Genomic DNA, 26,510 nt, shown 5'->3' with positions numbered 1-26,510 from the left:
GCGGACCATGGCAGAGGAACAGGCAACAAAGGTCCGGCTTACACTCGCCAATCGCAAGGTGAGCGACGCCGGTCTCGCACTCGGTCTCAAACCGGGTGACATGTTGCTTGCGGTCAACGGGCGCGCCTTTTCCGAAGGTGTGAGAAGCCTCAATCAGCGCTTTGCCGTTGCGCGAGGCCGCAACCTTGTGCTGACGTTCCAGCGTGGTACGGCGGTCTTCATGGTTCTTGCGCGCACCCCTGCTCTGGGCTCTTGGGTCGAAGAAGAAGGCGAGCCGCAGTTCGACGGCGAGCGTCAGGACCCCGAGATGCTCACCAATTGGGACATCCTGATCAACGAAAAGGGCGAATACGACCTTTTCCCCCGCAAGCCGTCGATCCTCGCCATTGCCTGTCCTCCGCTCTGGATGTTGCAAGCCCGACTTTGGGCACCGATGGCTGCGATCACCGCCGCCATCGTGGTCGCAGGCTTGATCTGGCTCCCCTTGGGGGCTGTGGTTTGGGCTTTGGCGGGGCTTTTGCTGCGCCATTCGGGTGCACAGATGGTGCGCGCCGATCGTCTCAGCCTCGGGATGGAGCCAAGCGCGATCGTCGCCGCGATGAACGAGACCCAAGCCCACGAGAGCTATCGTCTGCTCAATCCCGAAGCGCGGTTCATGTTCGCCCCGAAAATGGTCGAAAAAGAAAACGCCGAAGACGAAACTCCGGCGTAATCCAAGATCAAACAGTTTGGCTTAAAATCAGATCGCGCCCGACACCACATGCTGGCGGCGGCGATTGACCGACGACGGAATACCGAGCATTTCGCGGTATTTGGCAACAGTGCGGCGCGCAATCTCGGTGCCTTCTTCGGAGATGATCTTGACAAGCGTATCGTCGCTGAGCGGCTTTTTGGGATCTTCTGCGCCGATCAATTGCTTGATCCGATGGCGCACCGCCGCCGCAGAACCGTTCTCGTTCCCGTCCTTGGCCCCCAAAGCAGCGTTGAAAAACAGCTTGAGAGGCAAAGTGCCTTGCGGGGTCTGGATCATCAGACCCGCCGTTACGCGGCTCACAGTGCTTTCGTGAACGCCGATGGCATCGGCCACTTCGCGCAGGATCATCGGGCGCAAGTGCGTGCTTCCGAATTCAAGAAACGCCTGCTGTCGCTTGACGACCTCTGCCCCGACCTTGAGCGTGGTCATATTGCGGTGCTCGACCGCACGTTGGAGCCAGCGGGCCACTGAGACGCGATCTTCGATAAAGGTCTTCTCCTGCTCTGTCGCCTCGTGTCGACGATCCAGAGCAGAGGCTTTGCTTACCACTACGGTCGGCAAGGTAGAGCGATTGAGGTCGACGTTCCAACCCTCTGCCCCGCGGGTCACGATCAGATCCGGCGGACGCTGGGGCGAAATTTCACCCTCGAAAATCGCACCCGGTTTGGGGTTGAGGGCACGGATCTGGCGCAGGACCGGCTTAATATCATCGAGCGTTGCGTCACAGGCTTTGGCCAACCCCTTGAGATCGGCGCTTGCAAGAAGCGCAAGGTTGTCGAGCACGCTTGCGAACAGCGGCGTCAGGATTTCCAGATCGGCGGCCTGAAGTCTCAGACATTCGGCAAGGTTGCGGGCAAAAAGTCCCGCAGGTTCCACACGATGGAGTTTGGCGAGAAGATCCTCGCTCTCTTCTTTCGACATCGCGCCAGCAATGGCAATCACCTCGAGCGGCTGACCCAGCCACCCCGAAGGCTCCAGAGCATCAAGAAACGCCTCCGCACGACGTCGCTCGACCGCGCTCAGGCCAAGCCGATTGATCTCGGCAGTGGCGTGGGCATAGAGCGATGGGCCGTGATCTTCGGCAAGAGAACCGATGACGTCCCAATCGGCCCCCTTGGAACGCGAAGTCCCGCCATAGGATAGCGTGGGGGACATGGATTGTTTGGGCAGACCGACCTCCAAAAACGGGTTTTCTGCCGCTTGCTCTTCAATGAAATTGGCCAACTCGTGATTGCCGAGTTGAAGCAAATTAATGGCCTGCTGAAGCTGGGCCGTAACGACCAAAGACTGCCGCTGAGAAAGAAATTGGGATGTAGAAATCTGCATTGTTCATGCCTCCTGCCTATCAAGATGACGGGTTCGGCACGATTCTGGAAAAAAACTAAATGACACCCCTAAAATGACGGAAAGCCGGTGTCAGAAATATGGCGTCAAAAAATAAGTTGTTGAAACCAAAGAACCTTCGGCGCCTAAACGCCGAAGGTATAGTTTCAGACTGTCAAGAACCCGTCAGCCGCGGAGGAGCTGGAGAACGCCCTGCTTGGACGAGTTGGCCTGAGCAAGCATCGCGGTTGCCGCCTGGCTGAGGATCTGGCCACGGGCAAGGTTGGTGGATTCCTGAGCGAAGTCGGCATCCATAACCTGCGAACGTGCGGCCTGAACCGAAGTCGAGATGTTGGTTAGGTTCGAGATGGTCGAGTCAAGACGGTTGGACACAGCACCGAGCTCGGAACGTGCCTGCGAGATCTTGGACAGAGCCACGTCGATCACCTTGATTGCATCGGCTGCGCCTTCTGCGGTGGTGAGGTCAACGCGCGAGACCGACTTCAGCTCGGACGCAAAGTGCTTGGTCGAGTTGGAGTTGAGCATCGATTCCGAGGTGCCGGCGACGTCGTCTACCGAAGTTGCAACCGAGAAGGTTGCGGTCGAGGTCATCGTAACCTGACCCTTGAGGTCGACGGTGTTCGACGCAGCAACAGCGGCGTCAAAGGTGTGAGTGGTCGCGCCGACGGTTACATCCATCGTCTCGGTGCCCGCACCGTTCTTGTAGGTGAAGTTGTCGATCGCGATGTCGTCGCCGTCTGCATCGGTCAGTTCGATGTCGCCTGCGTCGGTGATCTTTGCGGTCACACCGGTCTGGGACGAAATCTCGTTGATGGCGTCGCGAAGACCTGCCATGCGGCTCTGGCCACCGATACCGGCAGCAGGAACCGAAACGTCATTCGTCGAAACACCGTTGATTTCGAACGAAACGGTTGCAGCAGCGTTTACGCCTGCGAGCTTCGGACCTTTGAGGGTCGCAGTGGTGGTTGCCGAAGCTTCGACACCGGTGTCGGCGGTGACTGCGTTGATACGTGCAGCAATCGCTTTTGCGGACTCGTTTGCGGTGGTCGTGACGTTTTCCGAACCCGAGTGACCCGAGATAGTGAGCGTTTCAGCATTGAAAGCCGTGGTGCCCGCTTCGGACTTGATCTGGTGTGCGCCGATGTCGGTTGCTTTTGCGCTGTCCACGTCGATGTTGAACGAAGTGCCTGCGTCTGCGCCGATCTGGAGCTGCTTGTTCTTGAACGAACCGTCGAGGATGTTCATGCCGTTGAAGGTCGTGGTTTCAGCAACGCGGTTGATTTCCGCGATAAGCTGGTTGCCTTCTGCCATGAGCGAGCCACGGTCGGATGCGGTGTTGGTGTCGTTTGCCGACTGAACAGCAAGTTCGCGAAGACGCTGGAGCATGTTCGAAACTTCGACGTGCGCGCCTTCGGTGGTGTCCACCAGGTTCTTACCATCTGCAGCGTTGCGGATCGCCTGGTTGAGACCCATTACCTGGGCGGTCATCTTTTCGCCGATAGCCATACCGGCAGCGTCGTCCTTGGCCGCGTTTACGCGCAGACCGGTAGAGAGACGGGTCATCGCAGTGTTGAACTGATCGTTCACACGCGACATGTTCGCTTGGGCGTTGATAGCACCAATGTTCGTGTTGATCGTGGTCATATTAGCCTCCGTTAAGGTCGCGCCGTGCAGCGCTTGTCCTCCTCAACGGCGCACCAGAAATATGTTTAGCTTTGATGTGAATTTTCTTCGCCGAGGCGTTTTTCCGGACTCTTTATATAGGCGGAAAAAATGAGCTGAAAAAAATACTGAAATTGGCACGCGCCTTGCCGTTAACAGAGCCAAGACGTTAACGGAGTTGAAGAATGGACATCGCGTCACTCGTTGGTTTGATCGGTGCAATCGGCATGATTGTCGGGTCGATGGTGGTCGGTGGCGGCATTGGCCCTTTCATCGACGTGCCCTCGATCCTTATTGTTTTTGGCGGCACGTTCTTTGCCGTCATGTATACGGCGCCGATGGGCACTTTCCTGAGCAGCTTTGGTGCAATGGCCAAGGCGTTCAAGCCCAGCACATTCAAAACAGACGAGCTCATCGAAAAGATGGTCGAGCTTTCCAACCTTGCCCGCAAGGACGGCATGATGGCACTCGAAGGCCAGCAGGTCCCAGACAAGTTCTTTGAGAAAGGACTCCAGATGCTTGTCGATGGCGCGGATGAAGCCAAGCTTGTCAAACAGCTCAAGCAAGAGATCAAATCCATGAAGACGCGGCACGAAAGTGCCCAAGGCTGTGTTAAGGCCTGGATCGATATCGGGCCCGCGATGGGCATGATCGGGACGCTTATCGGTCTCGTGCTGATGCTCGGGAACATGGCCGACCCCAAAGCAATCGGCCCTGCCATGGCTGTGGCGCTTTTGACAACTCTTTATGGCGCGTTTCTCGCGAACGTTCTTTTCGGCCCGATGTTGACCAAGCTGGAGGGCTATTCTGCGGACGAAATCCTCTATCGCGAATTGGTCATCGAAGGTTTGCGTTCGATCGCGCGCGGCGAAAGCGGCCGCAATATTCAGGACCAATTGGTCACTGCCCTGCCTCCCAAAGAGCAGGCCAAGTTGATGGCGGCCTAAGACGATGGCAAAAGCAAAAGCAGCACCCCCGCCCCCACCCGTCGAAGAAGAAGACGACGGGGAATGCCCGAAGTGCCCCCCTGTGGGTGCGCCTGCTTGGATGGCGACTTTCGCGGATATGGCAACGCTTCTCATGGCGTTTTTCGTGCTTATTCTGTCTTTTGCCGAGTTCAACCAACCCAAGTTCAAAATGATCGCGGGGTCTTTGAAAGAAGCCTTCGGCGTCCAACGCTTGGTGCCTGTGGTCGAAATGCCCAAGGGCACAACCGTCATCGACATGACCTTCAGCCCTTCGCCCGAACGCTCCGTAACCGAAGAGCAGACCCAAGATACAACCGACACCGAGCGCCGCGAGATCGACACTGACGAGCCGAAAGAGGACAGCCTCGACGACGGGCGCAAGTCCGATGCGGAAATGGAGCAACAGCAGCTTGCCGAGGCGCTTCAAAAAGCGCTCGAGAACTCGCAGCTGACGGTCGAAAAGGACGGCGAGTCCGTGGTGATCAAATTCCCGCAGATGCCCGCCGATGATCCTGCCGAGGCTCTCTCAAAGGCATTGGCCGAAGCAGGTGAAGCGGTCGCTGAAGCCGAAGTCGAAAACAAGGACCAGATCACACTTGGCGGTTTGGCCGACCAATTGAATGCTTTGGCGGAAGCCACCGACCCGAACTCGGGTGCAACGGGGGGCGCCGAAGGAGAAGGTACGGGATCGGGCGCGAATGCCGAACGCCGCGCCGCCATTGCGCAAGCCAAGCTTCAGGTCGCGCTCCAAGAGCAAATCGACCAGGGTCTCGTGAATGTCGAGATGGAAGAGGACAAGGTCTTTGTGACCGTCGGCGCAGGGGGCGCTTTTGCATCGGGTTCCGCCGATCTCACCTTCGAGGCCCGAGAAATCATGGATCGCCTCGCGATGGCCGCTGCGGGTGGTAACAGCGAAATCACGGTCACGGGTCACACCGACAATGTGCCGCTTTCGGGCGGGATGTTCACCGACAACTGGGGCCTTGCCGCAGGGCGCGCCTCCTCTGTGGTGCGTGCGCTGGCCGATAGCGGCCTGATCACCCAAGACCGCATGACGGCCGTTTCGAAGGGCGAAAGCATGCCGATCGCCGACAATTCGACCGACGAAGGTCGCGAACAAAACCGCCGTATCGAAATCGAAATCAATTTCGCGGATCAGTAGGAGACGTAAATGGCTGTCGACTATCTCTCAACACTGAACAAGAACGGCTCGGGCCTGAGCCTGACGTCGCTAGCGACGAACCTTGTGGCCGCGGAATTCATGCCCAAAATGGAGAACGCGCAAAAGAAGATAGACAAGGCCGAGGTCAGCGTCTCGGCCATGGCCACTGTGCGCGCCCAATTCGAACGGCTTGGTAATTCGGTGACCGCGCTTTCGGGGACTTCGGTTCTTTCGGCACGCTCTTCGGCGGGCAACGTTTCGGTCGCCATCGACGATATTAGCGCGGTGTCAGAAGGAGTGACCGAGTTTTCCGTCGGCCAGATCGCGCGGCGACAGGTACTCGAATTCACAGGGTTTGCAAGCCCGCAAGATACCGTGGGAAGCGGAAGTCTGGCGATCGACTTCGGCGTTTGGTTCGATGAAACGGGTTTTGCCCAGAACCCCGACCTCGCGAGCGCGGCTTTGACCATCGGAGAAGGCACCACGCTTGAAGAGCTTGCCACCGCCCTTAATGATATCGAAGGCGTTAACGCTCGCGTTCTGGATCGCGGCGACGGCACTTATACCCTTGGCATCGTCTCCGAGCTTGGCGCGGGCAAGGCGCTGCGCATTACCGCCACAGAAGGCACGGTTCCAGGTCTTGCCGCTTTTGACACCACCCTGACCAACAGCACCCACGAAGTCCAAGCCGCAGCGGACGCAATGATCACCGTGGACGGGATTACGGTCTTTCGCGGTTCGAACACTGTCGACGATGTGATCGAAGGCGTGACCCTCACGCTCACGGGAACGTCGGAGGGCGGCGCAATCACGATCGAGCGGGATCAAGAGCTTGCCAAAGCGATGCTCGACCAGCTTGTGGCGGACATCAACGATACCTTCGACGTGCTCGATAAACTCACGCTCTATGCCACCGAGGATTCAGACGCAGGCGATCTCGCAGGAGACCGCGTTATCCAGAAACTGCGCGCGGATCTCGCCAAACTTATTTCCGAACCGCTCGAAGGACACGGGTCATCCTCTGTGTTCCTTTCCGACCTCGGGGTTGCGACACAGCGGAATGGCAGGGTGACGCTCAACGACACGCTCTTTGACCGCGCCTTCAACGAAAACCCGCGAAAATTCGAAGCGATCTTCTCGAACAGTTACAGCACGAACAAGGCCGAGCTCAAAGTTGGCGGTTTGGCGGGGCCATCAGCAAAGTCGGGCGACTATGCCTTCCGACTTGATACAGCAACGGGGATTGCAACGCTGGATGACACGCCTTTGATGATGACGATCAAAGAAGACGGCTCGCACCAGTATATTGCCCTGAGCGGCGATCTTGCCGGCCTCACGCTTGCAGCCCCGAGCACGCTCACAAGCGGCACCGTCAGCTTTGGCCGAAGCCTGATGTCCAAGCTCGACGGTTTTGTGAAAGAGACAACGCGCTTTTCAGGAACGATCGACAACCGCGAGCGCTATTTTCAGGATATCTCGGCAGAGCAGTCTGATCTTCTCAAGGAACTCGAAGCGAAAAGCACGGTGCTTGAGGAACGCTATCTCAAGAAGTTCTCGGTCATGGAACGGCTTATTACCGAGCTCAAGAGCACGGGCGAATACCTGACGAATATGGTGGATAGCTGGAACAAGGACTGATCCTTGTTCCACAAAGCCTTAGCGGCTCAGGCCGTATTTCTTCATCTTTTCGATAAGCGTCGTGCGGCGCAGACGCAGGCGGTTCGCCGCCTGTGACACACAGCCATCCGTGTGCTCGAGCGCGGATTGGATGAGTGCGATTTCGATGTCACGCAGATAGACACGCATATCGATCGCCGCCTTATCCTCGTCCAGCACAAAGCTTTCAGGACGCGGCATCCCGACGCTTTCGGGCATAACCGCCGCGCTATCGGTGCTCGGTGCGGACAGCGTTCCGTTGAGCAAAGATGCACGTACGATTTCGCCCGTAATCATACGGCCATTAAAGAGCACGGTCGCACGCACAAGCACGTTGCGCAGCTCGCGGACGTTGCCGACCCAAGGATGGGCTGCCAAGGCGCGGATGGCGCTCGGATCGAAATGCGGCGGTGTAGGAAGGTCCATTTCTTCGAGCATACGCTCAAGGATCAGCGGGATGTCCGAGGTGCGTTCCCGAAGCGCTGGGATGTTAATCTGGAAGACCGCAATGCGAAAGAAAAGGTCGTCACGGAAGGGCACATCCTGTGCGCCGGGCGTCAGATTGCGGTGGGTCGCAGAAACGAGGCGGAAGTCGATCGCGCGCTCTTCGCTCCCGCCCACGCGGCGGAGCATCTTCGTTTCGAGAACCCGCAGGAGCTTGACCTGAAGGTCGAGCGGCATATCCCCTATCTCGTCAAGAAAGAGCGTGCCGCCGTCGGCCTGTTCAATTCGGCCGATCTTGCGTTCGGTGGCACCGGTGAAAGAGCCCTTTTCGTGTCCGAAAAGTTCGCTCTCGAGAAGTTCGGCGGGAATAGCGGCGCAGTTCACGGCGACAAATTCGCCCGAGCGGTTGGAGGCGCAGTGAATAGCCTTGGCAGCGAGCTCTTTTCCCGTTCCTGTCTCTCCCTGCACCAAAACGGGCGCATCGGAAGGGGCAACCATCGAAATGTGTTCACGCACGTTCTGAATTGAATTGGTGGCGCCGACCAACGCCCGAAGGGCCTGCGATTTCGTTATCGGGCTTGAGGTGCAATGCTCTCGAGATGCTAAATTTTGATCTAACATTTCTTCACCCTAAATAAATAAATCTGTCTGACTTTTTCCTTCCTCTCGTTAAAGTGAACCATCGACCAGCGGGAAACCTATTCAAAAAGGTGAACAAAGATATCCGAATGGATGGTGCAACAATTTATTGATCTCATTCGTGCAAGTTTGACGTGGATTCAGCCAAATCTCAGATCGATATCGGGCGAAAATCGGGCCTATCACATAGAGAGCGGCACACAAAATATCCTAAAGGATAAGAAAATGAGCCGAAAGAGATGTCACATTTTTAGCGATGAGAATCAAAAAATTGACGGAATTTTTGGATCTCGGCCTCTTTCCACTCTGAATTGAATGAGAACGAGACGGTTTGCGGCCGAGAAACGGATTCCATCGAATCGAAAATCACAGGTCGACCGCGTGGACGGCGCACATTCGAAAGGAGCGCCCGCTCGACATTTTCCTTGATTACAAGGGGAGCGACGGTCCTACGCATGAGAAAACCACGCATCTGTTCAGCACTTGCATCGAGGCTGGCAAATTGATCCACCCCTTGGGCTTCACCCCCCATATCGGCAACCAAGGATTGCACAGACGCCGCATATTGTGGCCCAAGATCGGGTGAAGACGAGTGATAGTGTGCGATGGCCTGCTCCCAAGAGCCCAGTCTTGCATAAAGAGCCGTCAAAAAGTCGGCGGCGTAGGTGATGTTTGCCGAAGGTTCGAACATCTGCGACGGAGAGGCAAAGGCCTCCCTATGCCAGCGATAGTTTATCTGCATACAGCCGATATCGATATTGGTATCGCCACGCGCCAAAGCCCGTTCAAGATAGGCCTCGGCCTCTGGGCGGCTCTCGAAGTAGCTGCTCCGCCCCGCTTCGTTGATCGTCCACGGCCAAGCCTGCGCGATGTCTCCACGCGGAGAATACCCAGACTCTTTGCGCGCGATTGCAGCAAGCACACCATCAGGGAGCCCTTTGGAGGCTCCGATACGGTGCGCAAGGCTCTCGCAGGTCTCGGCAAAAGTGGAGGACCCTGAGAGCATCAAGCCGACGGCGATGGACAATAAGCGTTTCATGCCGTTCAACTGCAAACGGCTTGCCAACCTCAGCGCAGATAATCGAACAATGAAGTTCGCGTGATCTGGACATAAGTTTGCTGCGAGGCTTGCTGCGTCAACATCAGCTGTTGGAGCTTTGTCACCGCCGCCGCCAGATCAAGATCTTCAAGCCCAGAGACGGCCTGTTGAATCTGGATATCCCGCGCGCTCAGGGCTTCTTTGTGTGCATCTATGGTCGCACCCAAGGCACCGACTTTGGCGCGCCCTTCGGCAAAGTGGTCGATCATCGCCTGCGCGCGGTCGAGAACTTTGGCCTTGGACATTTCTTCGGCACGCAGTCCCTGTGGAACGGTCTTGGCATTACCAAGATCATCCAGTGCGACGAACTGGGCGGCAAGCCCGCGGCCACTGCGCTCGTTGGTCAGCTTGTCGACGGTGATCGTGCCCTCGGTCGCCAAAAGGATCGAGTTGCCGTCGGGGCTGAGTTGCGCCGTTACACCCGTATCGTCGCTTGCCGCGTTGATCGCATCGACAAACGGCTGCGGAAGGCCTTCGATAAAGGTCTCTTTGACCTCGATAGAGCCGCGAGGACCACTGAGCACAAAAGAAACCTCTTGCGAGCGGCGATCTCCGAGAATGGTCAGCTGGGCACGATCTTCGGCCTCGATCCGCGTGCCAGCCGCGCCCAAAGGATTGGTAAAAGAAGCGGCCAAATCGTCCATCACCGCAAAAACGCCGCGCAACCCGCTCCCTGCAGGCAGAGACATAAACACTTCCGCCCCGTTGAGAGAGGTCTCGACCGACATGGTTTCGGACACACGCAACGCGGGTTTACCCAAATCGCCGTTGAACTCGACCCCGTCTGCACCCTCGCGGAATGCGGGCGAAGGGGAATACCCGCCGAACAAGGGCTGGCCCATCGGATCGGTTCGGTTTGCGACTTCCATCATCGCGGATTTGAGCTCGAGGATTTGGACGCGCAAACCCTCGCGGGCCTCGGGCGGAAGCGTATCGCTCGCGCCTTGAAGCGCAAGGTCCTGAACCTGACGCGCGATTGTGGCGGCATCGCCGATGGCACGGTCGACCAGAGCAAGCCTTGCTCCGGCGTCATTGGCGTTCGTAGTATACTGGGTAAGCGCCGCCCGCTGTTCGGAAAGCGCCGAAAGCTGCGACGCCCGCAGCGTGTTTACCGAAGGTCTCGGGTCATTCTTGCCCGATGAAATCTGCGACTGAAGATCGGCGATCTTTGACTGGATTTTGCCAAAGCTCTTGTTCGCGAGGTCAGTGAAGTAAGCGGTTCCGATGGTCATCCTTGCCTCACATCGAGTTGATCAAAGTATCGAAGAGTTCGCGCGCCATCGTCATGATCTGCGCCGAGGCCTGATAAGCCTGTTGTTGTTCCACCATCCGCGCGGCTTCGGTGTCGAGATCAACCGCGCCCTTGGACGAATAAATGCGAATGGCGCTGTCCTGCATCGCTGCGGCGGCCTCAAGCCTGGTTTTGGACGATGCGACCTGCGCGCCCTTTTCCGCCTGAAGCGCGGCGAGAATTTCGGCAAAGCCCCCGCGGCCCTCCATCGGGTTGGCGTTGCGCAGCGCTTCGATGGCCTCGAGACTACGCCCGTCCAATCGACCGTTCGTATTGGGCCGCATGCTGAAACTATCACCCGTCACCACGCCGCCGCGCACCGTTATTTCGACACCGTTGATCCGCGCGGTCATATTGGTATCGAGAACCTGACGGGCAATAAGATCGCCCGTTACTGCATCACGCAGATCGACAAGCCGATTGGCGGCATCGGTAACGGTCAAGGTGACGCCTGCCTGATCTGCGACCGGCGCTCCGCCCGTGATCGAACCCGAGAGCCGAAGAGGATCGGTGCCGCCGAGCACGACGATAAGGTCCTCGGCGGGCAAATCCGAGAGCGTCAACCGCTCGGACGCCAACGTTTCGACAGAAAGAGAAAGGTCGATGACCGCGCCATCGAGCGAGGTCAAAGTGACCTCTGATCCCGCAACCGACACCTTGGCCCCAAGGCCCGAGAAGCCCGTCGCCCAGCCCGAGGCTTGCGAGGGAATACGCACATTCGGTGTGCCGACGAAATCAAAGACCACTGCGCCCTCGGGCGAGAGGCTCGCCGTCCCGGGAAACCCGACTGGGAGCGATGCACCGCCCGCAGAAATCGGAACATCAAAGTTTGTGCCGTCGATTTCGAGACGCAACGTGGCAGGAAGCCCCGCAGGGTCGAGAACCGCGCCTGTCAGCGAAGAATGCGCGCCCGATGTGGGACCCAGACCGAACGCGGCAAGCCCTGCCGTTCCGTTCACCACCCGAAGACCCGCGCCATCAAGCGTGCCGCCGTTTGCCGAAAGTTCAAGCCGTCCACTGCCGTCGAATGCGACGGTCAAACGGCCCTGTTCAGGTCCTGTGACCTCGACCTCACCCGCAACCATACGCAGCGTATAAACATCACCCCCCAAGAGGACAGCCGTTTCCGATCCGTCCGCAGGAAGCGGGACAACCCCACCGATCAGCGAGGGCGTCGGCGCCCGCTCCCGAAGCGCGAGAGCGACGCCCTTTGCGATATCTTCCGCGCTTTGTGCTCCGTCAAAAGCGGCGTCATAGACAAAGCTTTGGCCCAAGGCATTGATCGTATAGCGCCCCGAAGCGGCCTGAGCCGTCAGACCGTCAACACTTGCCGCTCCTGCATCAAGGCCAGAGGCAAAATCGAACCGCAGCGTCTGACTCGCGCCGCCCGCCCCTGTCCTCCGCTCGACCAATCCACCCACAAAGGGTGAAACGCCCGAGGAAGTGGTCACGCCGTCGATCCGGAGGGTCAGGGCATCCGTTGCGGCGAACGCGAGACTGCCGCGCAAAGAAACCGCATCAACACCCGCCCCCAAGGTCACAGCACCAGATTGCGCGACGCCCTGCGCGTCGGATTGGGCGACAGAGGCCGTCCCCGCAGCAGAATGGCGGAAATTCGTGAGGGTGATCGTTTCGCCGTCAGCATTGCCGAAAAGAAGCCGCCCGCCATCGGGAGAAACGCTTGCCGAGATGCCTGTCGCGCCCGTCTTTGCGTTGATCGCAGCAGCAACATCATCAAGCCGTCCGCCCGTCACCGTCGCAGAAAAAGCGACAGGACCGATGTTCGCGCCTTCGAGGTGGAAACTGACCGCGCCGTCACCGCTGACCTGAAAAATACCGTGCGTGCTTGCCATGACGCTCACGCCTTCAAGGCTCGCGTTCGCGGTGGCCGCGACCTCGGCGGCGCTTGCACCTGCAGGAACGGTCATTGTGGTGACGTCGCCCGTGCTTTCCGTGACGGTGAGGCTATGGGCGGGAAATTTCGGTGGGACCTGCCCGCTCACCCATGTCAAAGGCGCATCGAGCCCGCTTGTCAAAGCATGTTGGCCCAGAGCGTTCGAGGTTTCCACCGTCATACCGCGATAGCCTTGGCCGCCGTTCACGTCGATGAAATCCGCGACATAGCGCGCGCCTTCAAAAAAACCGTTCGCCTTGGTCAAGAGTTGCGCAGCCGCAGCTTGATCGAGTTTCGGCCCGCTCACCTGCACCCCGTTGCGTGTGAAAACCGATATGGTCGCACCTGCAGCCGATGCCGTGGTGATAGCCGCCGAGGCTCCAACACCCACAACAGAGCCCGCCGTCAATGTGCCGCTTCCCGAGGCAATGCTTAGAGCCCCATCGGAGCCAGATGCAAAGAGGCCAAGTTCGGCAAAGGTTTCCCCCGTGACCGCAACGGCCGCGTCGGAATTCAAGAACGCCGCAAGATCCGAAACGGTCGCAGCACCGGAAGCAAGCGTGGGAAAGCTATAGGCCGTGCCGTCCAGAGTAAGCGTGACGGCGCTTGCAGCACCGACCTGAGCATCCGCAAGCGCAAAGTCGGCGGCGGACTGGCGCCCAAGGCTTGCAAGCTCGACCTGCGAGGTTCCTGCGGGAATATAGCCGACCGCCCCGCTTTGCAAAAATGTTGTCGCGTCCGCGCCGCTTCCCGAAATCGGCAAGAGATCGGACAGCAAGGGCACCGATGGGGGATTGATCGGCACGCTGGTCATCGACATTTCCGCCGTGCCTTTGTTCGTCGGCGCAGGCGCAACAACAAAAGCAGAGGCCGCCGCAATCTGGCGCGGATCAGTCAGATTGAGGCGCATGTCGATCGCGCGCCCCGAGGTTTCGACCAGAGACAAACGATCCCCGTTCTTGAAGTTCCCCGAAAGCGAGAGAGTCAAACCGTTGAGCGAAAGGATCGAACCACCACGCGCCAGCTCGGTCCCGATCGGATCCGAGGCGATCCATTCCTTGGTTCCCAGATCATAAACGATCTCGGTCCCGCTAAGGGATTGCGCAGCCACGGGGTCCGTGACGGAAATATCGGCAAACACGCTCCCCTGATTGAGCGCCGAGGCTTTCACCATCCAGCCACTAAGGGAAAAGACGTCCCCGCCCTGAAGCCCATCGAAATCGAGCCCGTCGACATGCACCGCGTTCACATCGCCCGTGATCCGCCGCGCAAAAGCATCAAGCTGGGAAATGGCGTCATCAACGGCGCTGAGCGCCCGCGCATAGCCCGTCAGGGTCCCCCCTGTGAGCATTGATGTGGTTTTCTGGGTGCCGTCCTTGGTGATGACAAGTTGCATCACAGTATCGGCCTTGACCGAGATCTGCGCTTCGGAGTCGATATCGAGCAGCGTCGGACCGCCCTTGTGATCGCCAAGCCGCACGATGGCGCGCTCGAACGGATCATATTCCACATTGATCCCGAGGTTCTCGGAGATCGTGTCGATCTGTCGGTCGCGCTGGTCGAAAATGGCGTTATTGCCGCCGTAGCGGTCCTGCACGCCCGATGCCATGCGCTCCTGGATATCGGCAAGATCGCGCAGCGCGATATTGACTTCGCCCGCGACGATATTGGCTTGCGCGACCACATTGGCACGCAGACTGATAAGCCCTTGGGCGACATCGCTGATTGCATTGGCCAGCGAGCGCGAGTTCTCAAGCGCGACTGTGCGCAGCGCCATATCGGAGGGTGCAGCGGCCAAACGTCCGAAGGAATCGAAAAAATCATCCATCGCCCCCGCGATCCCGCCACTTCCGGGAAGAAAGGCATCCTCGATCGCGGTCGCGATTTCGGTTTGGGTGGTTGCGGCACCGACGGCGGAGTTGGTGGAATAGACTTGCCCCGCAAGAAACGCGTCAAAGGCACGGCGCACATCTTCGACGATCACACCCTGACCGCCCGAATTCGCGCTCGTCGGTGTCATTTGCCCACCCACGACCGAATTGGTCAGCACATCGCGACGACGAAAACCTTCGGTGCTCACATTGGCGATGTTCTCGCCTGTGATGGTAAGTGCGGTGCGATAGGTGTTGAGCGCTGTTGACGCAATGTCGATCAGGCTGGGCATTATTTCATCCCCTTATAGGTCAAATGACCCGAAAATTGGCGCACGACGGCATCGGCAATACCGAACCCCGTGCGCCCCGACGAAACGCGCGCAATCTCGGCATCGAAAAGATCCTGTGTGGATTTCACAGCGCTCGACCCCGTCAGCTTGTCCTCGACGCCTGTAGAGCGGGCGCTCTTGAGCATGATCCGCAGGAAAAATTCCTCGAACCCCTCGGCTGCTTTGCGAAGGTCCTCCTCCCGTCCTTGGGCAGATTGGTTCGGCGCAAAGGAAATGGGGCCGTTCTGGAGCGCGTTGATATCCATGCTTCACCTCAGATCACGACAAGTTCCGCCCGCAGCGCACCCGCCTCGCGGAGCGCTTCGAGGATAGCGACGAGATCGCCCGGACTGGCACCGACCGCGTTGATCGCGTCGACCAAAGAAGAAAGCGACACGCCCGGATCAAAGAGAAACGCGCGGGCTTCTTGCTGATCCACGGCGATACCGGAGTCGGGGGTAACGGTCGGATCGGTCGGAGCCACGACAGTCGCCCCGTTACCTGTGACAACAGCGGCGCCTTGGTCGACGTTGAAATCTTCGTTCACGCGGACGGTCAGTCCGCCGTGCGTGACGGCGGCTGGCGAGACGAGAACTTCACCGCCGATGACAACGGTTCCCGTGCGAGAGTTTACGACTACGCGGGCAGAGGGACGATCAGGGGTCACTTCGATGTTTTCAAGTAGCCCCATGAAGGTAACACGCTGATCCGCATCGAACGGCGCCCGAACGCGGATCGACGTGCCGTCGAGCGCAAGAGCGACTTCGGGGCCGAAGACGTCGTTGATCGCGCGGGCAACGCTTGCGGCGGTCGAGAAATCACCGCGGTTCAGGTTGAGCATCAGATGGTCGCTTTCCTGGAACGGGCTTTCAACCATTTGTTCGATCGTAGCCCCATTCGGAACGCGGCCCACAGTGGGAATATTGACGGTGATCGAGGATCCATCAGCGCCTTCGACGCCCATACCGCCGACGATGAGATTGCCTTGGGCAATGGCGTAAATCTCGCCATCCGCGCCCATGAGAGGCGTCATCAAAAGGGTGCCACCCTGAAGCGACTTGGCCTGACCTACGGTCGAAACGGTGACGTCGATCTCTTGCCCGACCTTTAGAAAGGGTTGCATATCGGCAGTGACCATGACGGCCGCTGCGTTCTTGGCATTGATATCGCCCACATCGACGGTGAGCCCCATGCGCGAGAGCATGGATTGCATGGATTGCAGCGTCAGACCCGAATTGCCATCCCCCGTTCCCGAAAGACCGACGACGACCCCATACCCGACAAGCGGGTTAGAGCGGACACCGGCAATCGATGTCATGTCCTTGAGACGGTCCGCCTGAGCCACCGAAGCAAGCCACAGAGCACAAAAAGCGAGGAAAAGGGAACGGCGGATCATCAGAGCGGGCTCACTGCGTTCATGCCGCGACGAAGCCAGCCTTGGCGGGCCGTATCCGCAGTATCGCCTGCGCCGACATATTCGATGCGTGCATTGGCGATGCGGTCCGAAGCGACGATGTTATCGGAGGAAATATCTTCGGGGCGCACCATACCCGTCAGGCGAATGTATTCGTGACCAAGGTTCAGCGTCATCCGCTTTTCCCCCATGATCTCGAGCAATCCGCCGGGAAGGATACGCACGACCTGAACGGTGAATTTGCCGCGCAGCGAATTGGACTGCGAGGCCGAGCCGTTGCCCGAAAAACTTTGCGAGGTGCCTGAGGTGAAATCGGCACCATCAACGTTTGCGGAAAGCGCATTGGGAAGATCGATCTCGAAGTCGCCCGAACGGCTTCCGCCTGCCGATTGGGTCTTGGAGGCGGTAAAGCGCTCGTTGAGTTCGACGGTGAGCACATCACCGACTTTGCCGGCGCGGCGGTCCATCACGAACAGACCCGGAGCCCCGTTGGCATAAATGCCGCCCGTCGGCTCGGAAAAGGCCGCATAGTGCTGGTCAGCGGGGAAAACGGGCTGATAATTCAGGGACTCTTTTTCCTGCGTATAGGTCGAACAGGCCGCAAGAGACACAAGAGCAAGGGCAGAGAAGAGGCGCATCATTTTACCGATCAAAGCTTGTTGGACATGTATTGGAGCATCTCGTCGGAAGCGGAGATGGACTTGGAATTGATCTCGTAGGCCCGCTGGGTCTCGATCATATCGACAAGCTCTTGCACGACGTTGACGTTGGACCCTTCGAGCATGCCCTGCCGCAGCTCGCCTGCGCCATCGGCAAGCGGGGCGGAGACGATGGCGGGGCCGGAAGCAATCGTTTCGACGAGGAAGTTTTCACCGATGGGTTCAAGACCGCGCGGGTTGGCGAAATTGGCAAGCGTGAGCTGTCCGACTTCTTGCGGCTCTGTCTCGCCGGGCATCACGACACTGACGATGCCATCGGCCGAGATCGAAATCGAATTCGCTCCTTGGGGGATCGCGAGTTCGGGTTGGACGATATAACCGCTCGATGTGGTGAGCGTGCCTTCTTGGTTCATCGAAAGCGCGCCGTCACGGGTATAGCCGATCCGCCCGTCGGGGAGCAGAACCTGCAAGAACCCCTGCCCCTCGATCCCGATATCAAGAGCGTTGCCTGTGTCCATCAAGGCGCCTTGGGTATAGAGCTTGTCGGTGCTCACGACCGACACACCCGTGCCCAGCGCCAACGGCGACGTCAGGTTGGTCGTCTCCGAGGTTTGATCCCCGCCCGGACGCTGCACCTGATACAGGAGCGTCTCAAAGTTAACACGGTCGCGCTTGAAGCCGTTGGTGTTGACGTTGGCAAGGTTGTTGGCAATGACCTGAAGTCGGGTCTGCTGTGCGTTGAGGCCCGTCTTGGCGACGTGCATGGCGTTGGTGGACATATCGGCTTTGCTCCTCAGAGGGACATCTTACCCCTCATGCTGCAAGCCACGTGCCAGTTAGCCCTGGGCAGGCCGCATTATTCGCGTGCCCGCTTCATCAAGCTCTTGGGCGGTCGACACCATCTTCATGTTCAGTTCGAAGTTTCGCTGGAGATCGATGTTCGCAATCAGCTCTTCCGTGATGTTCACGTTGGAGCCTTCAAGAACACCTTGCTGGACCGAAGCAAGCTGATTGGGCCGCGGCATAGGTCCGTTGATCGGGCGGATCAGGGCGTCATAGCCCTTTTCAAGCGGCTGATCCGTCACCACGGTGGCTATTGTGGCAACGACCTCTTGAAACCCGTCGGGCGCATCCAGCGGTGTGATCAGGATCTCCCCGACCTCGTTGATCGTAAAGCGTTTATAGGGCGGCAGGGTGATCGGCTGCATAGCCTGATTGAGGATTTTCTCACCTGCACCATTCAGCAAGAGACCGTCTTTATCCGTGCGCAGGTCCCCGCGCCGCGAAAGTCCGATCTCCGAGTTTCCTTCCTGGACAAAGAAATAACCCTTGTCGCTGATCGAGATGTCGAAAGGATCGCCGGTCTGGTTCATGAACCCGACCTCTTGCGAAAAATCCGCGCCTGCGCGAGAGGTTTGAAAAGCCCGCGCCTCGAACCCTTCGGCAAAACCCAGTTTTGCCGAGGAGCTGTCGGTCACAAGGTCCTTGCGATAACCCGGAACGTTCTGGTTGGCGAGGTTCTGGGCAGAGACGGACCGCAGCGTCTGGGAGTTCTGCATCGAATTCAGAACGGTATAGATCATGCGGTCCATGGGATGTCTCCTTCTCGCCTAGTCTTAGCTGCGGATGTTCAGGATGGTCTGCATCAAGGACGATGAGGTTTCCATCGCCTTGGCATTGGCCTGATAGTTCCGCTGCGCCGAGATGAGCGAGACAAGCTCGTCCGTGAGATCGACGTTCGAGCGCTCGAGCATACCCGACTGGATCACGCCGACACCCGCCTTGCCTGCGGCCGCCATCTTGGGCGTGCCTGATTCAGCGGTGGCGGCATAGCTTGCGTTGCCAAGCTGGCGCAGTCCGTTGGGATTGGCGAAGTTCGCGATGGCGACGCGACCAAGAGCGAGACGTTCTTCGATCCCGTAGTTCGCCCAGATCGTGCCCGACTCGTCGACTTCGAGGTTGCTCAGACCCGACGAGTTTGCGCCGTCATGCTTGGCGCTCTTTACGGCTGCGGTCTGGGGCTCGAGCATCGAGCCTGTGAAACTGACGTTCCAGCTACCTTGCGGCGTGCCCATGTTAAAGGTCGCATCCGCAGGCGTGACAAGACCGAATTCATCGAATTTGATCAAGGAGTCCGGCGAACCGAATGCAGGCTGCTCGACGCCGTCGACATAGAGACGAAGTTCAAAGGTGCTGGTGGGATCAAGCGCATCGGGGCTGTCCGTCTTGATGAAATAGGCCTGCGCCTCCATCGAGTCGCCCGCTTTATCGGTGATCGGAATGGTCGTCGTAAAGGTGTAGGTCGTGGGGTCCATCGGATCAAAAGCATTGGTCGGCGGCACCGCGTCCTGACGGTTGAGCATGGTGTCGTCGCTTGGAAGACGCATCTGGAGATTGATGTTCTCGGTCGCTTTCACCACCCCGCGCGAGGTCGGCACGTGAACGGGGCGTGCGGCGGCAATCGACTGTTCGAGCGCACTGCCGTCTTCGGCCACCGGCCACGTCAACATCGGACGACCGAGGCCGTCTAGGATCTGACCATCTTGGTTGAGGTTGAACGCGCCCGAACGGGTATATGCCACTTCGACCGCACGGCCTTCTTCGGTCATGGTCGCACCGACAGAGAAGAACCCCGAACCCTGGATCGCAAGGTCGAGCGTGTTGCCCGAAGCCATGAAGTTACCCTGACCGAATTGCACCGAAACGCTTTGCACGTGCGTGCCGCCGCCGATGGCTTTGCGCGATGCACCAAGCGGAGTGGTGTAGAATTCGTCCGCAAACTGGACGCGGCTTTTTCGAAAACCGTTCGTGCCGACGTTCGCGATGTTGTTCGAAGTGGTCGAAATGTCGTTCTGTGCGGCAATCAAACCGGAAAGTGCAGTGGTCATACTCATGGCTGGGGTCTCCGATCCTGAGAATTAGCGAAAGGCCGTCACTTCAAGCGTATCGAGGGCACCATAGTCCTCGACCTGAAGCACGATGTTGGGGGAAGACGGGCCACCGATGGCCGACGTCACTTTGGCATAGACCGACGGGTCGAGCATCAGATTGCCCTCGTCGGTTTTGGCGGTGACAGTGATGCGGACCTTGTCACGGTTTTCCACGATACTGTCGGGGACATTGTCCCAAGTGAACCCGAAGAGCCCTTGGCTCTGGATTCCGTGGGATTGCGAATGCAGCGTCTCGCCCGTTTCGACGTTGCTGTAGGTAACGACCACATCGCTGGCCCGCGAAGGAAGCTCGACCGCGCCGTGAATGTTGCCTTCGGCATCTGGGCGCGCGGTATTGCCCGGCACAAGAACCGAATGCCCGAGAAGATTGGCGGCCATCGCGATATGGCTGCTGTTGTTGTTGGCCGCCGCGCTCATTTGACCAAGGGTCGCGTTCACGCGGTCGATGCCCTCTACGGTCGAGAACTGCGCCATCTGGCCGAGGAACTCTGCGTTCTCCATCGGCGAGAGCGGGTCTTGGTTCCGAAGCTGGGTCGTCAGCAGCGTCAGGAAATCCTGTTGGGCCAGCACGCCGCCCTCGTTTCCCTTTTTATTGTCGGAAACCGAGTTGGAGTAATAGCTCGAGGTCGGGCTGATCTCTACCATTGCGTTCTACCTTACTTTCCCATGTTCACGGTGCGGGCCATAAGGTCGCGCAGCGTCGAAACCGCTTCGAGCGTGTTCTGGTACTGGCGGCTCGCTTCCATCATTTCGACCATTTCCTCTTCGACGTTCACGGTTGACGCAAAGACGAACCCATCCTCATTGGCCTTGGGATGGTCGGGGCGATAAAGCTGCTCGGGCTCGCGATCGAGCGCGACGATTTCTTCGACACGCGGCGTAGCAAGAAACTCGCGCGAGCCGAGCGCCTGATTGAATTCGGTCTCGAAGACGGGGCGCATTGTTTTATAGGCCTGATCCGCGGTGCTCGCGACGGTACCGACGTTGGCAAGGTTCGAAGCAATGGTGTTCATCCGCACCAGCTGCGACGACATCGAGCCAGCCGCGAGATCAAAGACGTTATTGAGGTTGCCTGCCATGATTACTCTCCGCGAATGACGCTCATGAGGCCGGAAATGCGGCGGTTGAGAAATTCGAGCGAGGCTTGGTAGCGCACGGTGTTTTCTGCGAATTCCATCTGTTCGACCGACATTTCGACCGTGTTGCCGTCGAGTGAAGGCATCGTGGACTGTCGATAGCCAAGCTCGACACCCGTGTTGCCGCTTGTCGTGGCCATATGACGGGCGTTGCTGACACGAAGCTCGCCCGCACCCACGGCTTTGGTCATCTCGGTCGCAAAGTCGAAATCACGCGCTTTGTAACCGGGGGTCGCCGCGTTCGCGATGTTGGACGCAATCAAATTGTTCCGTTGCCCGCGCAAAAGGAGAGCCTGGGAATGGACGGCTAAACTATCTTTGATGCTTGTCGTCATGGTGAATGCCGGTTTCGTGTTTGGACAGAGGTCTTCGCGGACTGAACTGCAAGCACAGTGCCAACTTTTGAACCGAGGGAAAAAATGTCGATCGAACTACGCCTGCCCCGTCACAAGACATTGTCGGAACAGGTGGAAATGCTGCTCGATCAAGTCCTCGATCAGGACCGCGACGAGGCGCTCGACATCCTTCAGGCGCTTTATACCAACTCAAAGCAAGGCAAGGAACGACGGGCGCTCAGAGCCTTTATCCTTGCCCTTCTCACTCTTGGGCCTGTGGAAGTTGTCGAACCGGAAGAATTGGAGCCTCCCGAACCCGAGCCCGAGCCGGAACCTGCTCCCGAGCCGGAGCCCGAACCCGCGCCACCACCGAAGCCCAAGAAAAAGAAAGAGATGTCGATGATGACGCTCGATCTGAGCGATGCGGCCATGTTGCTCCAGTTCGGCGGTGGGGCCGACACTTCTGATGAAGAACCCGCCGAAGAGCCTGTCATCGAAGCGAGCATCGCGGATTTCGACACAGACGCCCTTGTCGACGATATGGCGCAATTGCTTGACGTCGAAGGCACAAGTGAGCGCGAGGAGTTTGTCGCCTTGGCCGACCCGATCGAACTCGATCCAGCCGAAGCGGTCTTTATCGATGAAAAAACGCCCTTCCCCGAGCTGACGAGCGACGACATGGTGTCTGAGGAAGGTTCGGAAAGTGACGCTCAACCCGTCGATGTCGGCGAGATTGCACCCGCTCCCAAACCCAAGAAACAAAAAAAGGCGGCTACCTCACTCGAAGATAGCAGCGCCTTGTTTGCGGCTCTTGGGCCGGGGTTCTCGGATGAGTGATTAGACCAAATGACGGTCCCGAGCAATCATGGCTGCCTGAGTGCGGTTACGCGCATCAAGCTTGCGGCTGAGAGTTTTTACGTGGAGCTTCACGGTGACTTCCTGAAGATCGAGGTCACGCGCGATTTCCTTATTGGACTTGCCGTCGCAAATACCGCGCAGCACGTCCGTTTCGCGGCGGGTCAAGAGCCCGTCACCCGCAGTCGGGGCCTCTTGCAGGAAGCCGAACGGAGCATAGGTTTCGCCCGCAGCCATGAACCGAATGGCAGTGACCATCGATTTGGACGACAGGGTTTTGGGCACAAATCCCGCAGCACCCGCCTTGAGCGCGGCATCGGCTACATCGCGCGTCGCCGTCCCCGAAAGGATCGCAACAGGACGATTGCCATTGGCCTGTTTCATCACGGCGAGACCGTCAAGCCCCTTCATTCCGGGCATGTTGTAGTCCAGAAGAACCACATCGAACGAGCCGGTCTCTTTGACCACATCAAGAGCATCATCAAGGGTCGCCGCGGTCTTCACCTCGACCACACCCTCTGCAATCAAAAATGCGCCGATCGTCTCTCTGACAAGATCATGATCGTCTGCAATCAAAACTCGCATAGTACTTCACCTTTAACAGTTTACCGAACAATTGCCGTCTTTTTGGCACCAAAATTGGCCGAAAGTATGGCGGTCCGGTTGAATTATCGCCTTCGGAACAGCCTATAAAAGCAGAATGAACTAATAAAACTACACCTAAGTTCTGTGTATCGGGTAAACCGAGCCTCCCCAACGAAGCTAACGGTATAACAAACCCATCTTATGTCGACCTAACATATACTTTTGGATATATGATTAGTCGTTTGAATTCATGACCACTAACCAAAACGGTGCGATAAGTGCCGCTTAGACGCTCACAAAGAGAAATTAAACAATGCCTAGATTGAACGCCACCGTTATTGCCACAACTCTTGCTTTTGTTGGCGCATTTTTGACAACGCCCGCTTCTTCAGCGGATCTCGGAACCCCACAAGGTGAGATTGTGCTCACCGTTACGGGCTCAATCGAATCAACCAACCAAGGTGACGCAGCGGTCTTCGACCTCGAAATGCTAGAGGCGATGCCCTCGGAGACCTATAAAACCACCACGATCTGGACCGATGATGTTCAGGTGCTGACGGGCGTGCCTCTTTTCGATTTCCTCGAAAGCATCGGTGCCGAGGGGAGCTATATCACCGCCACTGCAGTCAACGACTATGCGATCGATATTCCGATCAACGAAATGAAGAGCTCGCGGGCGCTTATGGCCTATCACAACTTCGGCGAGCCGATGTCGCTTCGGGACAAGGGACCGCTCTGGATCGTCTTCCCCTATGACGAAGGCCCCGAGTATCAAACTGAAATAAATTATTCGCGCAGCATCTGGCAATTGAGTAAGATCGAGGTCGTCAAATAAACCAACCTCGAGAAACGGGCGGATGCCTCGGATAGAACGCAACTTCAAAATCGATGGGCGCTGGGTCAAAGCCGGCGCTCTTGGTTTTCTGCTGATGATATCCGTTGCGACGATCTTGTATCTCGGTCTCAGCGTCAGCAACAAAATCCAGAGCCAGACGACCGCCGCCTCCGACAACGTCCAATGGACGCTTGCGCAGATGGAGGTGGAGTATCTCTCCTTCAAGGTGGCAACACAGGACTCGCTGGCCCAGGACGAGCCCGACCTCAAATTCGTCCGAACGCGTTTCGACATCCTCTATGGCCGTGTCTCCACCATCGCCAAGGGCAAGATCTACGCCGAGCTGCGCAATGCCGCAGATTTCAACGCGCCGCTCCTTGCGGCACAAAACCTGCTCGATCAGGCGGCGGCGATCATCGATCTGGATGACGAGACGCTGACTGCGCGCCTTCCCGAACTCGATCTACTTGCCGAAGGGATACGCCCTCTTGTGCGGCAAGTGGCGCTTATCGGGATCACGCATTTTGCCAAAGTCTCGGATGCAACGCGTCTCGAGGTGCTTTTGACGCTCTCGCGCGTCGCAGGTATAACTATCGCGCTGGTTATGGCCCTGATCATTCTCGCCTTGGTTCTGTTCCAGCTTTACCGCGTTTCGCAACTCAACTCGCTCCAGAACAAGCAGACCTCTGCCCGTCTTCAGGCAATGGTGAGTTCGACGCTCGACGCCGTCATCGTGATCGATGAAACGGGTCGGATCGTCGAATACAACGGCGCGGCCGAGAGCATCTTCGGTTTCACGCGTGACGAGGCGATGGAACAACCGATTGTCGATCTCATTATCCCGCCGAAATACCGCAAAGCGCATATGGCAGGGATGAAGCGATACCAGAAAGAGCATACCCGCCGCGTGGTGGGACGTGGTCACGTCCAGCTCGAGGCGATGCGCAAGAACGGCGAAATCTTCCCTTGCGAATTCTCGATCGCAGAGGCGAAAGCAGGCAACCGTCAGCTTTTTGTTTCGTTCCTGCGGGACATCTCGCGTCAGGTCCAGAACGAAGAAGAACTCCTGCGTGCCCGCGATGAAGCACTGGCAGGCGAGAAAGCCAAGGCCGATCTTCTGGCTGTCATGAGCCACGAAATGCGCACCCCGCTCAACGGTATTCTGGGCACCATCGAACTGATGCGCGACAGCGAAATGACCGATCAACAGAAGTATCTTCTGCGGATCATGGAGACATCGGGCAACTTGCTCTTGCACCATGTCAATGACGTGCTCGACGTTTCGCGTCTTGACGCCGGACCTGTCCAGATCGCCCAAGCCCCCTTTGCTCTTGCGCCGCTTTTGACCGAGCTTCTGGACTCGCAAAAGGGTCAGGCCCAGCGCAACAACGACGTGCTCGAGATGGAAATCATCGGGGCCGAGGACGCAACCGTTCTGGGCGACCAGATCAAGCTGCGTCAAATCCTGCTGAACCTCACCTCGAACGCGATCAAATTCACGCACAACGGCGTCATCCGTCTCGAGGTCGAGCGCCACCCGAGCAGCAACGAATTCGAATTCCGCGTCATCGATACGGGTATCGGGATCACCGAAGAGGATCTTGCCCGTATTTTCGATGATTTCGTGACGCTCGATACGTCCTATTCACGCGTTTCGGGCGGAACGGGGCTTGGGCTCGGGATCGCGAAACGACTTGTTGAAGCGATGGGCGGCGAGATCGGCGCAGAGTCCGAGCGCGGCGAAGGAAGCTTGTTCTGGTTCCGCATACCTCTCCCGGTCCTGAGCGTTGTCGAGCCCAAGTCCGTCGGCACAGGCAAAGAGTTTGTCTCGCTTTCGGGTCGAAACCAAAGCCTCAATATCCTTGTGGTCGAGGACAACCAGATCAACCGCCTTGTGGTTCAGGAAATGCTGGTCCGCGAAGGCCACCAAGTCACCTTGGCCCATGACGGTCTCGAAGGCACCGAATTTGCGGACCGCGAGCATTTCGATCTGATCCTGATGGATATCTCGATGCCGAAACTGGACGGAGTCGAAGCCGCCCAACGTATCCGCGAATCCGGTGGAAAATCGTCGGGAACACGCATTATCGCGCTAACCGCGCATGCGCTGCCCGCCGATATCGAGCGCTTCCAGAAAGCTGGCATGGATGATGCATTGATCAAACCGATCACGCGGCAGGCTTTGAATGATCTCATCCAGAGCAAGCCGAGCCTCAAGCCTGTCGAAACCGTGGAGACCAAACGACCGATGCCATCCCAAATCAACGCAGCGATGCTGACTGAACTTGCGGGCGATCTTGGGGGCGAGCGCGTTGCGAACCTTGTCCGCCAGTATATCGAAGAGACAGAAACGATCCTCAACGAGATTTACGCGACCGTCGAAAGCGCCGCTGACGAGACCCTTATCGCAAGCGTCCATAAAATGGCGGGATCGAGCGCCATGTTCGGGGCGGACAGCTTTGCCAACAAACTGCGCTGGCTTGAAACTTTGGGCAAGACGGGCAAAGCCGAACAGATGCGCTTCGAACTGCCCGATCTGCGCACGATCTGGAAGAATACGCGCGTCGCTCTCGAGGTTGAAATCGGAACGCACCAGCATAGCCACTAACTTCAGGCTTGCATTA

Annotated in this window: 23 protein-coding genes; 7 read left to right on the top strand and 16 right to left on the bottom strand. The window is 58.0% G+C overall.

Annotated features, from left to right (window positions below; translation table 11 throughout):
- Positions 1–7: 7 nt before the first annotated feature.
- Complete coding sequence (locus QQG91_RS02205) at positions 8–712, top strand: hypothetical protein (RefSeq protein WP_285771350.1); 705 nt, start codon at positions 8–10, stop codon at positions 710–712.
- A gap of 27 nt (positions 713–739) precedes the next feature.
- On the opposite strand, the gene rpoN is transcribed toward QQG91_RS02205, so the two are convergent.
- Both rpoN and QQG91_RS02195 read right to left on the bottom strand, forming a co-directional pair.
- The gene (rpoN, locus tag QQG91_RS02200; RefSeq protein WP_285771349.1) at positions 740–2,080 is read right to left on the bottom strand and encodes an RNA polymerase factor sigma-54; all 1,341 of its coding nucleotides are present in this window, start codon (positions 2,078–2,080) and stop codon (positions 740–742) included.
- A 183-nt stretch (positions 2,081–2,263) separates the two neighbouring features.
- Positions 2,264–3,742: a flagellin N-terminal helical domain-containing protein gene (locus QQG91_RS02195; protein WP_285771348.1), complete on the bottom strand. Its 1,479-nt coding sequence runs from the start codon at positions 3,740–3,742 to the stop codon at positions 2,264–2,266.
- Between the two features lie 203 nt (positions 3,743–3,945).
- Between QQG91_RS02195 and QQG91_RS02190 the strand changes: the two genes are divergently transcribed.
- Genes QQG91_RS02190 through fliD form a run of 3 tightly spaced genes read left to right on the top strand, consistent with a single transcriptional unit; the run spans position 3,946 to position 7,528 of the window.
- Positions 3,946–4,707, top strand: coding sequence for a motility protein A (locus QQG91_RS02190; protein ID WP_285771347.1), 762 nt, complete (start codon positions 3,946–3,948; stop codon positions 4,705–4,707).
- 4 nt (positions 4,708–4,711) lie between these two features.
- Complete coding sequence (locus QQG91_RS02185; protein WP_285771346.1) at positions 4,712–5,890, top strand: OmpA family protein; 1,179 nt, start codon at positions 4,712–4,714, stop codon at positions 5,888–5,890.
- A gap of 9 nt (positions 5,891–5,899) precedes the next feature.
- Positions 5,900–7,528 (top strand): flagellar filament capping protein FliD, encoded by a 1,629-nt coding sequence (fliD, locus tag QQG91_RS02180; protein ID WP_285771345.1) that lies wholly within the window; start codon positions 5,900–5,902, stop codon positions 7,526–7,528.
- An 18-nt stretch (positions 7,529–7,546) separates the two neighbouring features.
- Here the strand turns inward: fliD and QQG91_RS02175 are convergent, their stop codons facing one another.
- The 13 genes from QQG91_RS02175 to flgB form a co-directional block, all read right to left on the bottom strand.
- Positions 7,547–8,611 (bottom strand): sigma-54 interaction domain-containing protein, encoded by a 1,065-nt coding sequence (locus QQG91_RS02175; RefSeq protein WP_285771344.1) that lies wholly within the window; start codon positions 8,609–8,611, stop codon positions 7,547–7,549.
- Positions 8,612–8,879: 268 nt separating this feature from the next.
- Positions 8,880–9,668, bottom strand: a complete 789-nt coding sequence (locus QQG91_RS02170) for a transglycosylase SLT domain-containing protein (protein WP_285771343.1) — start codon at positions 9,666–9,668, stop codon at positions 8,880–8,882.
- Between the two features lie 29 nt (positions 9,669–9,697).
- On the bottom strand, positions 9,698–10,960 hold the full coding sequence (gene flgL, locus QQG91_RS02165; protein WP_285771342.1) for a flagellar hook-associated protein FlgL: 1,263 nt from the start codon (positions 10,958–10,960) through the stop codon (positions 9,698–9,700).
- A gap of 7 nt (positions 10,961–10,967) precedes the next feature.
- A complete protein-coding gene (locus tag QQG91_RS02160) occupies positions 10,968–15,077 on the bottom strand; it encodes a FlgK family flagellar hook-associated protein (RefSeq protein WP_285771341.1) in 4,110 nt (1,369 codons plus the stop codon).
- Positions 15,077–15,382: a rod-binding protein gene (locus tag QQG91_RS02155; protein ID WP_285771340.1), complete on the bottom strand. Its 306-nt coding sequence runs from the start codon at positions 15,380–15,382 to the stop codon at positions 15,077–15,079. Before QQG91_RS02155 ends, QQG91_RS02160 begins: the two co-directional genes overlap by 1 nt.
- Positions 15,383–15,390: 8 nt before the next feature.
- A complete protein-coding gene (locus QQG91_RS02150; RefSeq protein ID WP_285772300.1) occupies positions 15,391–16,509 on the bottom strand; it encodes a flagellar basal body P-ring protein FlgI in 1,119 nt (372 codons plus the stop codon).
- 2 nt (positions 16,510–16,511) lie between these two features.
- A complete protein-coding gene (locus tag QQG91_RS02145) occupies positions 16,512–17,168 on the bottom strand; it encodes a flagellar basal body L-ring protein FlgH (RefSeq protein WP_285771339.1) in 657 nt (218 codons plus the stop codon).
- Positions 17,169–17,179: 11 nt separating this feature from the next.
- Positions 17,180–17,968, bottom strand: coding sequence for a flagellar basal-body rod protein FlgG (gene flgG / locus QQG91_RS02140; RefSeq protein ID WP_285771338.1), 789 nt, complete (start codon positions 17,966–17,968; stop codon positions 17,180–17,182).
- Positions 17,969–18,025: 57 nt separating this feature from the next.
- Positions 18,026–18,781: a flagellar hook-basal body complex protein gene (locus tag QQG91_RS02135; protein ID WP_285771337.1), complete on the bottom strand. Its 756-nt coding sequence runs from the start codon at positions 18,779–18,781 to the stop codon at positions 18,026–18,028.
- Between the two features lie 24 nt (positions 18,782–18,805).
- Entirely contained in the window at positions 18,806–20,083 is a 1,278-nt protein-coding gene (locus QQG91_RS02130; protein WP_285771336.1) for a flagellar hook protein FlgE, read from the bottom strand.
- A gap of 24 nt (positions 20,084–20,107) precedes the next feature.
- Positions 20,108–20,785: a flagellar hook assembly protein FlgD gene (locus tag QQG91_RS02125; protein WP_285771335.1), complete on the bottom strand. Its 678-nt coding sequence runs from the start codon at positions 20,783–20,785 to the stop codon at positions 20,108–20,110.
- 11 nt (positions 20,786–20,796) lie between these two features.
- The gene (gene flgC, locus QQG91_RS02120; RefSeq protein WP_285771334.1) at positions 20,797–21,219 is read right to left on the bottom strand and encodes a flagellar basal body rod protein FlgC; all 423 of its coding nucleotides are present in this window, start codon (positions 21,217–21,219) and stop codon (positions 20,797–20,799) included.
- 2 nt (positions 21,220–21,221) lie between these two features.
- Entirely contained in the window at positions 21,222–21,611 is a 390-nt protein-coding gene (gene flgB, locus QQG91_RS02115; protein WP_285771333.1) for a flagellar basal body rod protein FlgB, read from the bottom strand.
- 84 nt (positions 21,612–21,695) lie between these two features.
- Between flgB and QQG91_RS02110 the strand changes: the two genes are divergently transcribed.
- Positions 21,696–22,448, top strand: a complete 753-nt coding sequence (locus tag QQG91_RS02110; RefSeq protein WP_285771332.1) for a hypothetical protein — start codon at positions 21,696–21,698, stop codon at positions 22,446–22,448.
- Here QQG91_RS02110 and QQG91_RS02105 read toward each other — a convergent pair whose 3' ends face one another.
- Positions 22,449–23,051, bottom strand: coding sequence for a response regulator transcription factor (locus QQG91_RS02105; RefSeq protein WP_285771331.1), 603 nt, complete (start codon positions 23,049–23,051; stop codon positions 22,449–22,451).
- Between the two features lie 421 nt (positions 23,052–23,472).
- On the opposite strand from QQG91_RS02105, the gene QQG91_RS02100 reads away from it, so the two are divergent.
- Both QQG91_RS02100 and QQG91_RS02095 read left to right on the top strand, forming a co-directional pair.
- Positions 23,473–23,886, top strand: a complete 414-nt coding sequence (locus tag QQG91_RS02100) for a putative pterin-binding protein (protein WP_285771330.1) — start codon at positions 23,473–23,475, stop codon at positions 23,884–23,886.
- Between the two features lie 22 nt (positions 23,887–23,908).
- Positions 23,909–26,494 (top strand): ATP-binding protein, encoded by a 2,586-nt coding sequence (locus QQG91_RS02095; RefSeq protein WP_285771329.1) that lies wholly within the window; start codon positions 23,909–23,911, stop codon positions 26,492–26,494.
- The last annotated feature ends 16 nt before the right edge of the window (positions 26,495–26,510 follow it).

Origin of the sequence: Marivivens sp. LCG002, from assembly GCF_030264275.1 — a bacterium.
Lineage (GTDB): Bacteria > Pseudomonadota > Alphaproteobacteria > Rhodobacterales > Rhodobacteraceae > Marivivens.
Note: the sequence above shows the minus strand (reverse complement) of the source record. Positions and strands in the feature narration are given on the sequence as shown.